Origin of the sequence: Bradyrhizobium sp. BR13661 (assembly GCF_029892425.1) — a bacterium.
GTDB lineage: Bacteria > Pseudomonadota > Alphaproteobacteria > Rhizobiales > Xanthobacteraceae > Bradyrhizobium.
The window spans coordinates 16,294-29,895 of record NZ_JARXWB010000015.1; the positions used below are offsets into that span (position 1 = coordinate 16,294).

Sequence of the window (13,602 nt, forward strand, 5' to 3'; positions counted from 1 at the left end):
ACAGTAGCCGTCAAGAGGCGACTACTGCGGGGGGTAACGTCAGCTAAAGTGCCGCGCTGCTTCAACAATCGACATTTCGAGCGCAAGACTCGTGCCCCGGACGCAGCGCGGCATGCAATGACGCGCTGCTGAGCCGGGGCCCATCCCGCTCCTGCGTCACTTGCGGCGACGTGGGTCCCGGCTCAGCGGCGCACCGCTTGCGCGCTGCGCCGCGTCCGGGACACGAGACCTCGGCCCTACTCCAGGCTCTCCACCCGCCGCAGGCTGGGAAACAGCTTCATCCACAGCAGCGCCACCGCGACCGTGCAAACGCCACCCAGCACGGCTGCCGGCATCGCCCCGAACAACGCAGCCGTGACGCCGCTCTCGAACTGGCCGAGCTGGTTCGAGGCATTGATGAAGAGGAAATTCACCGCGCCGACGCGGCCGCGCATCTCGTCGGGGGTGGCGAGCTGCACCAGCGAGAAGCGGATCACGACGCTGATGGTGTCGGCGGCACCGAGAACGGCGAGCGACAGTACCGACAGCCACATCCACGACGACAGCGCGAACACGATGGTGGCGATGCCGAACACGATCACCGCCTGAAACATGCGCAAGCCCACATGCCGCGCGATCGAATGGCGCGCCAACACCATGGTCATCAGCAGCGCACCGACCGCCGGCGCGGCGCGCAGGATGCCGAGGCCGAGCGGGCCAGTCTGCAGAATATCGCGCGCGTAGATCGGCAGCAGCGCGGTGGCGCCGCCGAGCAGCACGGCGAACAGGTCGAGCGAGATCGTGCCCAGGATCGCCGGATTGTTGCGGACGAACCGGACGCCGGCAAACAGATCGTCTGGCGTCGCGGCGTCCCTGCGCGCGGCGGTCTGCGTCAGGCGGACCACCCCGATGCACGCCGCGGCGAACAGTGCGAACGCGCCCGTGATCCCGTAGGCCGCACTTGGTGCGATGGCGTAGGCAAGCCCGCCGATGGCGGGACCGGTGATGGTGGCAACCTGCGCCGCCCCGCTCGATATCGCGGTCGCGCGCTGCAGCGAGCCCTGCGGCGCGATCAAGGGCAACAGCGCCGCCAATGCCGGGCTTTCGAATGCGCCGACGATCCCGAGCACGAAGGTCGCAATGAAGATGTGCGTCACCGTGAGCCAACCGGCAAACGCGCCCCAGGCGAGAAACAATGCTGTCAGGCCTTCGACCACCTCGCAGATCTGCACGACGCGTTTGCGTTCGTAGCGGTCCGCCGCATGCCCGGCGACGAACAGCAGCAGCGCCGTCGGCAGGAATTGCACGAGGCCAATCATGCCGAGATCGAACGCGCTGCCGGTCAGATCGTACACCTGCCAGCCGATGGCGACGGCGCCGATCTGGGTGGCGAAGCGCGACAGGCTGCGCGAGAGCAGGAAGAACAGGAAGGCGCGATGGCGGAGGAGCTCGCCGGCGGTGATCGGCTGGTTCAGTGAAACTGGCTCGTCTGGCATCGCCTGTTCGGTCACGCTCGGATGGTCCGCCCCTGATATCGATAGGCCCCGCGTGGCTGAGGCGGGCCCGGATGTCAACAGCGGGCGATGCCGGGGCGCTTCCGGCATTGCGTTTGCAACGCACCCGCGGCCATAATCCTTGGGGCTTTGGGGACATCATGCTGCGGCTGCAATCGACACTCGGCGTTTTCGCATTGCTGCTGATCGCCTTCGCGCTGGCGGAGAATCGCCGCGCGGTCTCCTTGCGCCAGGCGCTGATCGGCCTTGTCGTCACCTTCGTCACCGCGATCGTGCTGCTGAAGGTGCCTTTGGTGGCGCATGCCTTCGGCGCCATCAACGACGCGGTCGGCGCCATCTCGGCGGCCTCGCGCGCCGGCTCCTCCTTCGTGTTCGGCTATGTCGGCGGCGGCACCCTGCCCTTCGAGCTGAAGGTACCGGGCGCCGATTTCATCCTGGCGTTCCAGGCGCTGCCGATCGTGCTGGTGATGAGCGTGCTGACGACGCTCTTGTTCTATTGGCGCGTGCTGCCGCCAATCGTGCGCGGCATGGCCTGGCTGCTCGAGCGCACGCTCGGGGTCGGCGGTGCGGTCGGGCTCTCGACCGCGGCCAACATCTTCCTCGGCATGGTCGAGGCGCCGCTGTTCGTGCGGCCTTACCTCACGCAGATGTCGCGCAGCGAATTGTTCCTGGTGATGACGGGCGGCATGGCCGGCATCGCCGGCACGGTGCTGGTGCTCTATGCGACGCTGCTCGCTCCTCTTATTCCAGATGCAGCCGCGCATTTCGTCATCGCTTCCGTGCTCGGCGCGCCGGCCGCGATCCTCGTCAGCCTGATCATGATCCCCGAAACCTCCGACAAGCGCACCGGTGGTGCGTTGGAGGATCCGGAGATGGAAGTCTCCGGCACGATGGACGCGATCGTCAAAGGCACGGGCGCGGGGATCGAGCTCTTGATCAACATCATCGCGATGCTCCTGGTGCTGGTGGCGCTGGTCTATCTCGCCAATGCGGTGCTCGGCCTGCTGCCGAACGTTGGCGGCGCCGCGATCTCGCTGCAACGTGTGCTGGGATTGATCATGGCGCCGGTGTGCTGGCTGATGGGACTGCCCTGGGACCAGGCGATCACCGCCGGCAGCCTGATGGGCACCAAGACCGTGCTCAACGAACTCGTCGCTTATGTCGATTTTTCAAGGCTGCCGCCAGGTACGCTCGATCCGCGCTCGCGCCTGATCATGCTCTATGCGATGTGCGGCTTCGCCAACTTCGCCAGCCTCGGCATCATGATCGGCGGCTTAGGGGTGATGGCGCCGGATCGGCGCGAGGAGATCAATGCGCTCGGATTGAAGTCGATCGTGTCGGGGACGCTGACGACATGTTTGATGGGAGCGGTGGTGGGTGCGTTGACGTGATGGCGGTGCCGTCATTGCGAGCGCAGCGAAGCAATCCAGAAATGCATCCGCAGAAGCAGTCTGGATTGCTTCGTCGCAAGAGCTCCTCGCAATGACGTGGAGAGAGCCTACGCCTTCAACTCCACCGTCCTGAACTCCGCAGGCAAAATCACTTCCAGCAGCTCGACGTCGTCCGAATAATCCAGGATCATGTGCTTGATCTTCGGCGGCTGGGTCCAGGCGCTGCCTTCCAGCATCAGCGTCTCGCCCTGCCCGTCCATGTAGGTCTTCACCCAGCCCTTGAGGACGTAGACCATCTGGAAGTCGACGTGGTGGAGGTGCAGCTTCGACACCTCGGCCGGATCGCAGGGGCCTTGCAAGCGGATGACGTGGGCTTGCGCGAGGCCGTGGCTTGCGGCGGCAATGCCGAGGTCGCGGTATTTGGCGTAGGCGCGCAGGCCGTCGGCTTTGAAATCTTCCTCGCGGTGATGGCTGATGGCGATGCGCTGCTTGGGGCGCGCGGGCTTTTTCGGAGAGGTCTTGGCCGTCGTGCGGGCTTTCGACTTCACGGCCTTGCGTGCGGAGGAACGTGTTGCCGCCTTGGCGCCGCTCCGCTTCTTCACTGCGGTCTGGGCTGCGCTGCGCGATTTTGTTGTCTTGCTGGCTTTCGATTTTGTTTTCTTGGCCATGGAGCCGGCCTCCCTGTTGTTATGCGGAGAGGCTAGCACAGAAACGCGATGCCGTAGGGTGGATTAGCCGAAGGCGTAATCCACCATTTCTCTCTTACCGAGCAGCGAGCAAAGAGGTGGATTACGCCGAGCGGTTTGCGCTTCGCGCAATCCGCGGGGCTAATCCACCCTACGCACCGTCAATGCAGCCTGAACACGCCGTCCACGGCGCGCAGCTCGGCCGGCTTGATCAGCTTGGAATGTGCCACCGTCACCGAATGCAGCGGGCCATCGAGCTTCTGCTGCCAGAACGCCAGGAAATCCTTCAGCGCCGGGAATTTCGGAAACATGTCGTAGTCCTGCCAGACATAAGTCTGGAGCAACGACGGGTGATCCGGCATCCGGTAGAGAATTTGCGCCGTCGTCAGCCCGTAACCCAGCATCTGCTTCCGGAAATCCTCGGAAACGCCCCCAACCCGCAGTCCCATGCCAACCTCCTTTGCAGGAGCGCATTCAGGGGGTGGCTTTCCGGGTACGCAGCTTACGAGCCACCCGATGGAGATGCGCTCACATGAGAGAAATGTGACGCAAACTGACAATCCATCTCAAGCCCAAAAGTTTAACAAGCTGTTGAAATTCAATGCTTTAGCAGCAGAGGTGGCTCCGTGCTAATACGGTCCGCACCGTGGGTTAACGATCGTCGAGAGAATTTGGCAGACCGCGGTTTCGAGTGCTGATTTTTCTGCTAGAAGCCCTTGCCCCCGCAATGTTCCTGGCTTATCTCAGCTTTGCCCCCACTGGCACTCGCGAGGGGCGACTGCTAACAATCTGAAATCATCAACCCGAGCAAATGCTTAGGAGAGCTGCATGAAATTCCGTCCGCTTCACGACCGCGTCGTGGTCAAGCGCATCGACGCAGAAGAGAAGACCGCTGGCGGCATCATCATCCCCGACACGGCCAAGGAAAAGCCCTCGCAGGGCGAAGTCGTCGCCGTCGGCCCCGGTGGCCGCGACGAAGCCGGCAAGCTGATCCCGATCGACCTGAAGGTCGGCGACCGCGTGCTGTTCGGCAAGTGGTCCGGCACCGAGGTCAAGATCGACAACGTCGATCTGCTGATCATGAAGGAAAGCGACATCATGGGCGTTCTCGACGTCCCCGCTGCCAAGAAGAAGGCGGCTTAAGCCATCGCCGCACACGCTCACCCTGAGGAGCGCCTGCTGGCGCCTCTCGCAGGGTGAGACACCAAGATCAACTCAGGGAAAACAAATATGTCAGCTAAAGAAGTCAAATTCGGCGTGGACGCGCGCGACAAGATGCTGCGTGGCGTCGACATCCTCGCCAACGCGGTGAAGGTCACGCTCGGCCCGAAGGGCCGCAATGTCGTGCTCGACAAGTCGTTCGGCGCTCCCCGCATCACCAAGGACGGCGTCACCGTCGCCAAGGAGATCGAGCTCGACGACAAGTTCGAGAACATGGGCGCGCAGATGGTGCGCGAAGTCGCCTCCAAGTCCGCTGACGCGGCTGGCGATGGCACCACCACCGCCACCGTGCTCGCGGCTGCGATCGTCCGTGAAGGCGCCAAGTCGGTTGCCGCCGGCATGAACCCGATGGACCTCAAGCGTGGTATCGACCTCGCGGTGGAAGCCGTGGTCGCTGACCTCGTCAAGAACTCGAAGAAGGTCACCTCGAACGACGAGATCGCCCAGGTCGGCACCATCTCCGCCAACGGCGATGCCGAGATCGGCAAGTTCCTCTCCGACGCCATGAAGAAGGTCGGCAACGAGGGTGTCATCACCGTCGAGGAAGCCAAGTCGCTCGAGACCGAGCTCGACGTCGTCGAGGGCATGCAGTTCGATCGCGGCTACATCTCGCCCTACTTCGTCACCAACGCCGACAAGATGCGCGTTGAGATGGACGACGCCTACATCCTCATCAACGAGAAGAAGCTCTCCTCGCTGAACGAGCTGCTGCCGCTGCTCGAGGCCGTGGTGCAGACCGGCAAGCCGCTGGTCATCGTCGCCGAGGACGTCGAAGGCGAGGCGCTCGCGACCCTGGTCGTGAACCGTCTGCGCGGCGGCCTGAAGGTCGCGGCCGTCAAGGCTCCGGGCTTCGGCGATCGCCGCAAAGCCATGCTGCAGGACATCGCGATCCTGACCGGCGGCCAGGCGATCTCGGAAGATCTCGGCATCAAGCTCGAGAACGTCACGCTCAACATGCTCGGTCGCGCCAAGAAGGTGATGATCGACAAGGAGAACACCACGATCGTCAACGGCGCCGGCAAGAAGGCCGACATCGAGGCGCGCGTGGCCCAGATCAAGGCGCAGATCGAGGAAACCACCTCGGACTACGACCGTGAGAAGCTCCAGGAGCGTCTCGCCAAGCTCGCTGGCGGCGTCGCGGTGATCCGCGTCGGCGGCGCGACCGAGGTCGAGGTGAAGGAACGCAAGGATCGCGTTGATGACGCGATGCATGCGACCCGCGCGGCTGTCGAGGAAGGCATCGTCCCGGGCGGCGGCGTCGCCCTGCTCCGTGCTTCCGAGCAGCTCAAGGGCCTGCGTACCAAGAACGACGACCAGAAGACCGGCGTCGAGATCGTGCGCAAGGCGCTGTCGGCTCCCGCTCGCCAGATCGCGATCAACGCCGGTGAAGACGGCTCGGTGATCGTCGGCAAGATCCTGGAGAACAAGACCTACGCTTACGGCTTCGACTCCCAGACCGGCGAATACGTCAACCTCGTCACCAAGGGCATCATCGACCCAACCAAGGTGGTCCGTACCGCGATCCAGAACGCAGCTTCGGTTGCGGCGCTGCTGATCACCACGGAAGCCATGGTCGCCGAGCTGCCCAAGAAGGGCGGCGCCGGCCCCGCAATGCCCCCGGGCGGCGGCATGGGCGGCATGGACTTCTGAGCGACGAAGTCGTCCCGGACGCGGTGCAGCGCGCAGCGGTGCACCGCAGATCCGGGATCTCGCTCCACAAATGCGAAACCCCGGCAGCGATGCCGGGGTTTTTGTTTTGGGGGGACATTCACTCTACCCGTCATTCCGGGGCGCGCCCTCTTGGGCGCGAGCTGTGGTGCGCAATAGCGCACCTGAGAATCCATTGCGCGGCTTGGCGCCCGGCGTGGGACCGTCCCAACCAGGCAACACGCTGCGTATGTTGATGAATGGATTCCGGGCTCGCGCTCCGCGCGCCCCGGAATGACAGGAGTGACAGAGCAGCCCACCGCCACCGCGAGTTATTTTACAAACACACGCAAAGATGGCATCGTTATACTCAGTCATTCCGGGGCGGCGCAAAGCGCCGAGCTACGGTGCGCAATTGCGCACCTGAGAATCCATTTCACCACTTGCGCATGGCCTATTACGTCTACCTCCTCGCCAGCAAGAAATACGGCACGCTCTATCTCGGCGTGACGAACGATATCATTCGCCGCACTTTCGAACATAAAAGCAAAGTCGTGGCAGGGTTCAGCAAACGATACTCTGTCGATCGGTTGGTTTGGTACGAGATTTACGACGATCCCGTCGCTGCGATCACTCGCGAGAAGGAATTGAAGAAGTGGCGGAGGGAATGGAAAATCCGGCTCATAGAAGAGAAGAATCCTGAATGGATTGATCTGTATCCGGAAATTACGGTCTGACCTTTGCGGACCGATGGATTCCGGGCTCGGCGCTTCGCGCCGCCCCGGAATGACAGCCTCTACCCCACCTTCCCCAGCCGCTCCGCGCGCAGCTCGCCTCTGGAATCGAGTGACCAGAAGATCCGCGTGACCTTGCCGACGAGATTGTCCATCGGGATGTAGCCCATCACCGACTTGAAGCGGCTGTCGGTCGAGTTGTCGCGGTTGTCGCCCATCGCGAAGAAATGGCCTGGCGGTACGGTGTAGACTTCGGTGTTGTCGACATAGCCGTTGTCGACGCAGTCGTACGTCGTGTAGCTCACCCCGTTCGGCATCGTCTCGCGCCAGCGCTTGACCCTTGCACCGACCTCGCCGCCGCAGGCGGAGCCGGCGGACACCTCCTTCAGCGCAACGCGCGTCACCGGGATGTCGTTGAGGAAGAGCTGGCCTTGCCTCATCTGGATGCGATCGCCGGGCAACCCGACCACGCGCTTCACATAATCGGTCGAGGTATCCTTCGGCGTTCGGAACACGACGACGTCGCCGTATGCGGGGTCAGCGGCGCGGAAGCGGCCCGAGACGAACGACGGTGCGAAGGGAAACGAATAGCGGCCGTAACCGTAGGCATATTTGGCGGCGAAGACGTAGTCGCCGACGACCAGCGTCGGGGCCATCGAGCCGGACGGAATGTTGAACGGCTGAAACAGCACGTAGCGAAACAGGATCACCGGCGACCACAGCACGGGAACGAGCAGGATCAGGACGACGATCACCCTCCAATCGCTGGATCTGGCCCGCGGCCGCATAGTGTCCTGAAGCGTGGTCATGGCCTGCCCTGCCCGACAAGGTTGTGCGCCGAGAGTAGCGCAAGCGACGGCATGTGCAATCCCGATGCATCTGATGATCTTGGTCGCGCAGACGCGCCGCTGCGTTCATGACGACGACAATATGACGATGCATGAAGGGCCGCCCTTGGGCGGCCCTTCCGTTTATGCACTCTCAGGCGCCTTCAGGCGCACGAGCCGGGTCAGGAGAGCATCGAGGCCCTCGCCGTTGCCGGCGTGGAGATCGATGCGGCCGACCTTCTCGACCAGCCGCTCCAGCGACTCCAGCTCCTTGAGCCGAAGCAGCAGGGGGTTCTCCTCCATCAGGCGAGCGGTGTTCAGGAGCGACCGCGTTGCCGCCGTCTCCTCCTGCCGGCGGATCAGGTTCGCCTTCGCGACCCGCTCCGCCTCCACCACCTTGTTCACCAGCTCCCGGATCTCGCCGGGCAGGATCACGTCCTTGACGCCGAGCTCGGTGACCTCGACACCCGACTCCGCGACGCGTGCACGCACATAGTCGCGCAGCTCCGCATCCAGCGCCGCCTTGGCGGACAGCACCTCGTCCAGCGTCCGGCCCGCAACCGCCTCGCGGATCGCGAACTGCACCAAACGATACAGCCACGCATCCACGTCGGGCACGGTCGCCACCGTGCGCTCGGGATCGACCACCCGGCGGAACGCCGTCAGCGTCACCCGCAGCGCGATGCGATCCTTGGTCAGCATCTCCTGCGCGGTGATCTCGACCGCCTGGGGCCGCAGGTCGAGGCGCTTCACCTCGATCTTGCGGCCGACGGTCCAGAAGGCGTGACGGCCAGGCGCGAGCCGCTCGACGAGCCGGCCCTCAACGTAGAGCAGGCCCGCCTCGTGGTTCTCGACCACCGTCTCGGACGACACGGCCGAACGGTTGCGCTCGATCATGCCGAGGTGCCGCGCGCCGATCTTGGGATCAACAGACACATCGATGCGCTCGACATCGATGCGGGTTGCAACCTTCCAGTAGACGCGCACCTGCCAGGGCGTCATCAGATGCACGGGCCGGCCGTCGAGGCTGACGATGGCGATCTCATCCGCCTTCGTCTCCACCGCCTCGAACAGCTCGGCGGCGAGATCAGGACGCGCGGCCTTCAGCACCGCGTAGCGATCGGTGGGGAATTCGGTCCCCACGACGTTGTACACGGTGGCCGTCAGCTCGTTGCGCAGATCGTACATCCGGTGCCGACCAGGCGCGAGCACACGCTCGAGCTGGCCGTTTCGCGTCAGTAGCGCGCGCTCACCGTCCTTCACAATCACAGTCGTCGTCAGCAAATGCCACGTCATGGCACGTCTCCATCATTTGCTGCCGGCCCGTGGGTCGCGCAGCATGTTTCAATTCAAAGGAATTGAGGACGCGGACGACGCTTCCTGCAGGGATCGGCGGACCGGGGCTTGAGCTTGCGTGATGACGGGCGCACGCGCGCGATCGCGCGACACAAGTCGCGCGGCCGTGCGGAGCCACCCGGCATCGGCGCAAGCGGTATCGACCCGCGGCGCAAAGCCGGTCTCACAGTGTCTTAAGTTCGGACGGAAAGCCTTGCGGCAAAACGGCCGGACTGCGACTGAAGCGCGCGTCCGGTCCTCGTCAGAGGTGTCAGTTTTTCAGGCTGACCCGGAGCGATGGAGCGGGAATCGAACCCGCGACACGATGATTACAAGTCACCTGCTCTACCCAACTGAGCTATCCTTTGTGGGACAAGAGACCGGAATCGAACCGATGCCTTCGGGCTTTCGACCCGACGCTCTCCATGAGCTACATCCTGCTTTCGCCTTCATTCGGCGGAACACGAAACCGGAGACCGGCTCGCGCCAGCCGGGATCTCAACGAGCCCGGACACGTGGCCTAGCGAAGGAGCGCGCTAATAAGGTATGCGCGGAGCGTTGGCAAGAGCACCGTTCGAAAATTTTTGTCGCGTGTCGCGCGCTGTGACGCGCTGAGCACAGCGCGAGATCGCCTCACCCTCGCGCCATCTCCTGGAAACACGTCCTCACCCAGTCGATCGTCACGCGCGTTGCCGCATCGCGCTTGAGGTGGTTCTGCACGAGCAGCCAGGCGTCGCGGCGCTTCGGCAGCAGCGTTGTGCGCAGGCGGCGGTCGGCGAGCAGATCCGCGCAGCTATACTCCGGCAGCACGCCGGCGGCCTGATGCGCGCGGATCAGATTGCGGATGACACGGACGTTGTCTGTGACGCAGCGCGCGCGGGCCTTCCTGGTGCGCAGGAACTGCATCTCGGGAATGGCACCGAGCTCGTCCGGATAGGCACAGAGCATCGGCTCGCCCTCGGTCGCAACAGGCTCGACATAATAGAGCTTGATGTCGCCGAGCCTCGAGATCGCGAAGTCGCCCTTGTCGGGCTTGCGCAGGCGGATGGCGAGATCGGCCTCCCAGCGCGAGAACCTGACGTTCTCGCTCGAGGTGAGGAATTGCAGCGTCAGGCCGGGATGAGCGCGCAGGAAGTCGCTTGCGCGCGGCGACAGCACTTCCTCGGCGACCGTGTTGGTGGAGGCGATGCGCAGCCGTCCCACCGGACCTTCCAGGCTCTCCTTGAGGCGACCGATCTCGGCCGCATGCGCCGCCATCGCCTCGACATGTGCCAGCACCGCCTCGCATTGCCGCGTCGGCTTGCGGACGCCGTCGACGGCCTCGAACAGGCGCAGGCCGAGCGCGCGCTCGATGCGCGACAGCCTGCGCCCGACCGTGGTCTCGTCGATGCGCAGCCGCGCGCTGGCGCTGGCATAGGTGCCCTCGTCCCTGACGGCGGCGATGATGCGCAGATCGTCCCAGTTCATGCTTTCAGGCTATATCGGCCGGACGCCGCCTGCAATATCGCAGCTACCCGCTGCAATTTCCCTGCATATCGGCAGGCCTTCCCGGGGCTATGCTTCCTCGGCATTTCGCCTTGGAGAGTCCAAAGACCATGACGACCGCAAAGACCCTGCTGCAGCTTGCCGGTGCCGACCTCAACCCGCCCCGCCTCGCCGACGCCGCGCTGGTGCTGATCGACATCCAGAACGAATATCTCGCGGGCCCCCTCGCCCTGCCCGACGCCAGGCCCGCGATCGCGCGCGCGGCCGCGCTGCTGGCCCGGGCGCGCGACGCCGGATCCGCGATCATCCATGTCGCCCATCGCGGCAAGGCCGGCAGCCTGTTCGATCGCAGCGCCGAGCGCGGCGCCATCGTCGCCGAGCTCACGCCCCGTGCCGGCGAGCTCGTGATCGAGAAGGAGCTGCCCAATGCGTTTGCCGGCACCGATCTCAAGGCGCGCCTCGACGCGATCGACCGGAAGAACATCGTGCTGGCCGGCTTCATGACGCACATGTGCATCAGCTCGACGGCGCGCGCCGCGCTCGATCTCGGCTTCCGCACCACTGTCGATGCCGACGCCTGTGCCACGCGCGACCTGCCCGACGGCCGCGGCGGCACGCTGGACGCCCGGACCATCCACGAGGTTGCGCTGGCCGAGCTATCCGACCGCTTCGCGATCATTGCACGCGGCGATGCGCTGAAATAAGCGGAGCAAGGCGATGCTGCAACTCTATTTCTCGCCGATGGCCTGCTCGCTTGCGAGCCGCATCGCGCTGATGGAAGCGGGCCTGGACGCGCGCTATCATCAGGTGCACCTCGCGACCAAGAGCGTCGCGGACGGCGACGGCGATTTTCACGAGATTTCGTCCAAAGGCGCCGTGCCGGTTCTGGTGCTGGAAAACGGCGAGCGGCTCACCGAGTGCGCGGCGGTGCTGCAATACATCGCCGACCTGAAGCCGGAGCGCGGCCTTGCGCCGCGGCCGGGAGACGTGGATCGCTATCGCCTGCAGGAATGGCTGAGCTTCGTCGGCACCGAGATCCACAAGGCGTTCCTGTTTCCGACCTTCTGGTACAAGGATGACGGCTCGCTCGCCAAGCCGCGTGCGCGGATCGTGCAGACGTTGTCGGTGCCCGCTGCGCATCTGAAGGACCGCGAATTTCTCGTCGGTGACCGCTTCACCGTCGCGGATGCGCACCTCGCCTGGGCCTTGCTGTTGCTTCGTCCGGCGGGCGTCGACGTCAAGCAATGGCCAACGCTTGCGGCCTATCTCGAGCGCATGCAGGCCCGGCCTGCCGTGCGGGAGGCGATTGCCACCGAAGCGGCCCTGCGCAAGACGGTCGCGGCGTAAGGCGCTGACTAGTCGACCCGCGCCAGCACCGCGAGCTTGCGGATGCCCTTGTTGCGATAGGCGTCGAGGAACGCGTAATAATCCTTGAACGACACGCAACCGTTGGAATCGCCGTTCGGCCCGAGCATGAAGGTGTGCGCGAGCAGGCCATCGCGGCCGTAGATCGCATTCTCGCCACCGATCGGCGTCAGACGCAGTGCCGGCACGCCATGGAAAAGCGCTTCGCGCGGCTTCAGATTGTAGATGTGCGGCGGCGTCACGCCGCGCATGCGGACCCGCGATGAGCGCGGATCGTCGAGGTTGTCACCGAGGCCGGAATGCGCCTCGAGCTTGGTACCGTCGGGCAGGTAAACCGTCTTGGCGGTGATGTCGTAGACCGCGGTGTCGCGCTCATAGGGCGCCGAACCGCCGAGCATCGGGTTCTGCTCCTTCGGCGCGATCGCCGAAGTTACACTTGCATCAGCAGAGGCATAGGCGAGCAAGCCGCCGGACGGCTCACGCTTGCCCCAGAGTTTTTCCACCATCGACTGATGCGGCCCGGTGATCGACAGCACCGCGGCCTTGGCGCGATCGGCAAAGGTTTTCGGCTTGGCTTCAGGGGCCGGCACGATCTCGGCCGGGTCAGCCGAAGCGAGCTGCACCGACGCATCCGTGCGCTTGGTCTTCGCGGCGTCCGTGATCTTCTCGACAGCCTTGACCGGGCTCTTGAGGACTTCCGCGACCCTGGCGACGACGGTCGGCTTCGCGGGCTGGACTTCCGCGACCTTGGTCGCAGGCGCAGCGCTGGCCGCGTTCGAGTCAACGCCCTGCGTCGCTGCCGCGGCAAAGCGCTCGTTGAACATCTCGCGCGAGATCGGCGCGGCGACCTGCAGCCGGTCGGGCAGCAGCGCAAAGGTTTCCCGGATGGCCTCACCCGCCTCGCGCAGCGCGACTCTGGGGGCGCGCTTGACCACCGGCTCGTCGTAGCCGGCACTGCCGACCGTCGGATAGACGCTGGCAGCGAAGATGTTGTTGTAGACGGTCCAGCCGGCCAGCAAGACGCAACCGGCTACGGCGGCGCCAAGCACGTTTTGGGTGGTCATTTTCCGGGAAGACTTCCGATGGGAATTTTTCTGCTTCCGTGCCGCATAACTCGGCGCAGCGATACTCGTACTCATTCGCCTTGCGTCCAGGACGGTGTCACTCAGTCCCCCTTCGAAGTGCCGCTGGTCACGTTCCGGAACCAGCATTTCGCAGAGGGTCGGAGCGTCATTAAGGCGACTTTTAGTTAAATGCGGATTAAGTTCTGGCGGATGTAGGGCAACTCGTTAACGCTGTGCCATTTCGAGAAAAAAGCCCGCAGAAATACGGACTTAGGCGCGGCTGTTAACCATGATTCTCGGCCGGTTTGGCACGGCCGGAGAACGTTCCCGGCCGCCTCTGTAGACGCATCAACC

The 13,602-nt window shown here is 64.3% G+C and carries 13 protein-coding genes and 2 tRNA genes; 6 read left to right on the forward strand and 9 right to left on the reverse strand.

All coding sequences use genetic code 11. The annotated features are described in order from the left end of the window. Positions 1 to 236: 236 nt before the first annotated feature. Entirely contained in the window at positions 237 to 1,475 is a 1,239-nt protein-coding gene (locus M2427_RS23505) for an MFS transporter (RefSeq protein WP_280709102.1), read from the reverse strand. Positions 1,476 to 1,633: 158 nt separating this feature from the next. Between M2427_RS23505 and M2427_RS23510 the strand changes: the two genes are divergently transcribed. After that, positions 1,634 to 2,884: a nucleoside transporter C-terminal domain-containing protein gene (locus tag M2427_RS23510; protein WP_280709103.1), complete on the forward strand. Its 1,251-nt coding sequence runs from the start codon at positions 1,634 to 1,636 to the stop codon at positions 2,882 to 2,884. Between the two features lie 107 nt (positions 2,885 to 2,991). Here M2427_RS23510 and M2427_RS23515 read toward each other — a convergent pair whose 3' ends face one another. Together M2427_RS23515 and M2427_RS23520 are read right to left on the reverse strand one after the other, a co-directional pair. After that, positions 2,992 to 3,552, reverse strand: a complete 561-nt coding sequence (locus M2427_RS23515; RefSeq protein WP_280709104.1) for a cupin domain-containing protein — start codon at positions 3,550 to 3,552, stop codon at positions 2,992 to 2,994. Between the two features lie 179 nt (positions 3,553 to 3,731). Beyond that, positions 3,732 to 4,019 (reverse strand): usg protein, encoded by a 288-nt coding sequence (locus M2427_RS23520; RefSeq protein ID WP_280709105.1) that lies wholly within the window; start codon positions 4,017 to 4,019, stop codon positions 3,732 to 3,734. A gap of 379 nt (positions 4,020 to 4,398) precedes the next feature. Between M2427_RS23520 and M2427_RS23525 the strand changes: the two genes are divergently transcribed. The 3 genes from M2427_RS23525 (at position 4,399) to M2427_RS23535 (ending at position 7,175) form a co-directional block, all read left to right on the forward strand. Beyond that, positions 4,399 to 4,713, forward strand: a complete 315-nt coding sequence (locus M2427_RS23525; RefSeq protein WP_200519935.1) for a co-chaperone GroES — start codon at positions 4,399 to 4,401, stop codon at positions 4,711 to 4,713. Between the two features lie 87 nt (positions 4,714 to 4,800). Next, the gene (gene groL, locus M2427_RS23530; protein WP_071912538.1) at positions 4,801 to 6,441 is read left to right on the forward strand and encodes a chaperonin GroEL; all 1,641 of its coding nucleotides are present in this window, start codon (positions 4,801 to 4,803) and stop codon (positions 6,439 to 6,441) included. A gap of 446 nt (positions 6,442 to 6,887) precedes the next feature. After that, complete coding sequence (locus M2427_RS23535; protein WP_280709106.1) at positions 6,888 to 7,175, forward strand: GIY-YIG nuclease family protein; 288 nt, start codon at positions 6,888 to 6,890, stop codon at positions 7,173 to 7,175. Positions 7,176 to 7,234: 59 nt separating this feature from the next. On the opposite strand, the gene lepB is transcribed toward M2427_RS23535, so the two are convergent. From lepB to M2427_RS23560, 5 genes are all read right to left on the reverse strand, one after another. Beyond that, positions 7,235 to 7,981 carry a signal peptidase I gene (gene lepB / locus M2427_RS23540; protein WP_280709107.1) on the reverse strand — a complete coding sequence of 249 codons (747 nt, stop codon included), beginning with the start codon at positions 7,979 to 7,981 and terminating at the stop codon, positions 7,235 to 7,237. A 162-nt stretch (positions 7,982 to 8,143) separates the two neighbouring features. Beyond that, positions 8,144 to 9,295, reverse strand: a complete 1,152-nt coding sequence (locus tag M2427_RS23545) for a slipin family protein (protein ID WP_280709109.1) — start codon at positions 9,293 to 9,295, stop codon at positions 8,144 to 8,146. 337 nt (positions 9,296 to 9,632) lie between these two features. Further along, positions 9,633 to 9,698, reverse strand: a tRNA-Thr gene (locus tag M2427_RS23550). Between the two features lie 4 nt (positions 9,699 to 9,702). Continuing rightward, positions 9,703 to 9,775: transfer RNA gene (locus M2427_RS23555), tRNA-Phe, on the reverse strand. Positions 9,776 to 9,967: 192 nt separating this feature from the next. Then, positions 9,968 to 10,801 (reverse strand): LysR family transcriptional regulator, encoded by an 834-nt coding sequence (locus M2427_RS23560; protein WP_280709110.1) that lies wholly within the window; start codon positions 10,799 to 10,801, stop codon positions 9,968 to 9,970. Positions 10,802 to 10,929: 128 nt separating this feature from the next. On the opposite strand from M2427_RS23560, the gene M2427_RS23565 reads away from it, so the two are divergent. Beyond that, complete coding sequence (locus M2427_RS23565; protein ID WP_280709112.1) at positions 10,930 to 11,523, forward strand: cysteine hydrolase family protein; 594 nt, start codon at positions 10,930 to 10,932, stop codon at positions 11,521 to 11,523. A 13-nt stretch (positions 11,524 to 11,536) separates the two neighbouring features. Next, positions 11,537 to 12,166, forward strand: coding sequence for a glutathione binding-like protein (locus tag M2427_RS23570; protein ID WP_280709113.1), 630 nt, complete (start codon positions 11,537 to 11,539; stop codon positions 12,164 to 12,166). Between the two features lie 8 nt (positions 12,167 to 12,174). Here the strand turns inward: M2427_RS23570 and M2427_RS23575 are convergent, their stop codons facing one another. Next, positions 12,175 to 13,248: a DUF2778 domain-containing protein gene (locus M2427_RS23575; RefSeq protein ID WP_280709114.1), complete on the reverse strand. Its 1,074-nt coding sequence runs from the start codon at positions 13,246 to 13,248 to the stop codon at positions 12,175 to 12,177. Between the last annotated feature and the right edge of the window lie 354 nt (positions 13,249 to 13,602).

What these genes read in the sequence shown, in the direction of transcription:
- lepB (WP_280709107.1), bottom strand. Translation starts at nt 7,981, where the DNA reads ATGACCACGCTTCAGGACACTATGCGGCCGCGGGCCAGATCCAGCGAT.
- M2427_RS23560 (WP_280709110.1), bottom strand. Translation starts at nt 10,801, where the DNA reads ATGAACTGGGACGATCTGCGCATCATCGCCGCCGTCAGGGACGAGGGC.
- M2427_RS23510 (WP_280709103.1), top strand. Translation starts at nt 1,634, where the DNA reads ATGCTGCGGCTGCAATCGACACTCGGCGTTTTCGCATTGCTGCTGATC.
- M2427_RS23525 (WP_200519935.1), top strand. Translation starts at nt 4,399, where the DNA reads ATGAAATTCCGTCCGCTTCACGACCGCGTCGTGGTCAAGCGCATCGAC.
- M2427_RS23515 (WP_280709104.1), bottom strand. Translation starts at nt 3,552, where the DNA reads ATGGCCAAGAAAACAAAATCGAAAGCCAGCAAGACAACAAAATCGCGC.
- M2427_RS23545 (WP_280709109.1), bottom strand. Translation starts at nt 9,295, where the DNA reads ATGACGTGGCATTTGCTGACGACGACTGTGATTGTGAAGGACGGTGAG.
- M2427_RS23535 (WP_280709106.1), top strand. Translation starts at nt 6,888, where the DNA reads ATGGCCTATTACGTCTACCTCCTCGCCAGCAAGAAATACGGCACGCTC.
- M2427_RS23570 (WP_280709113.1), top strand. Translation starts at nt 11,537, where the DNA reads ATGCTGCAACTCTATTTCTCGCCGATGGCCTGCTCGCTTGCGAGCCGC.
- M2427_RS23575 (WP_280709114.1), bottom strand. Translation starts at nt 13,248, where the DNA reads ATGACCACCCAAAACGTGCTTGGCGCCGCCGTAGCCGGTTGCGTCTTG.
- M2427_RS23505 (WP_280709102.1), bottom strand. Translation starts at nt 1,475, where the DNA reads ATGCCAGACGAGCCAGTTTCACTGAACCAGCCGATCACCGCCGGCGAG.
- M2427_RS23520 (WP_280709105.1), bottom strand. Translation starts at nt 4,019, where the DNA reads ATGGGACTGCGGGTTGGGGGCGTTTCCGAGGATTTCCGGAAGCAGATG.
- groL (WP_071912538.1), top strand. Translation starts at nt 4,801, where the DNA reads ATGTCAGCTAAAGAAGTCAAATTCGGCGTGGACGCGCGCGACAAGATG.
- M2427_RS23565 (WP_280709112.1), top strand. Translation starts at nt 10,930, where the DNA reads ATGACGACCGCAAAGACCCTGCTGCAGCTTGCCGGTGCCGACCTCAAC.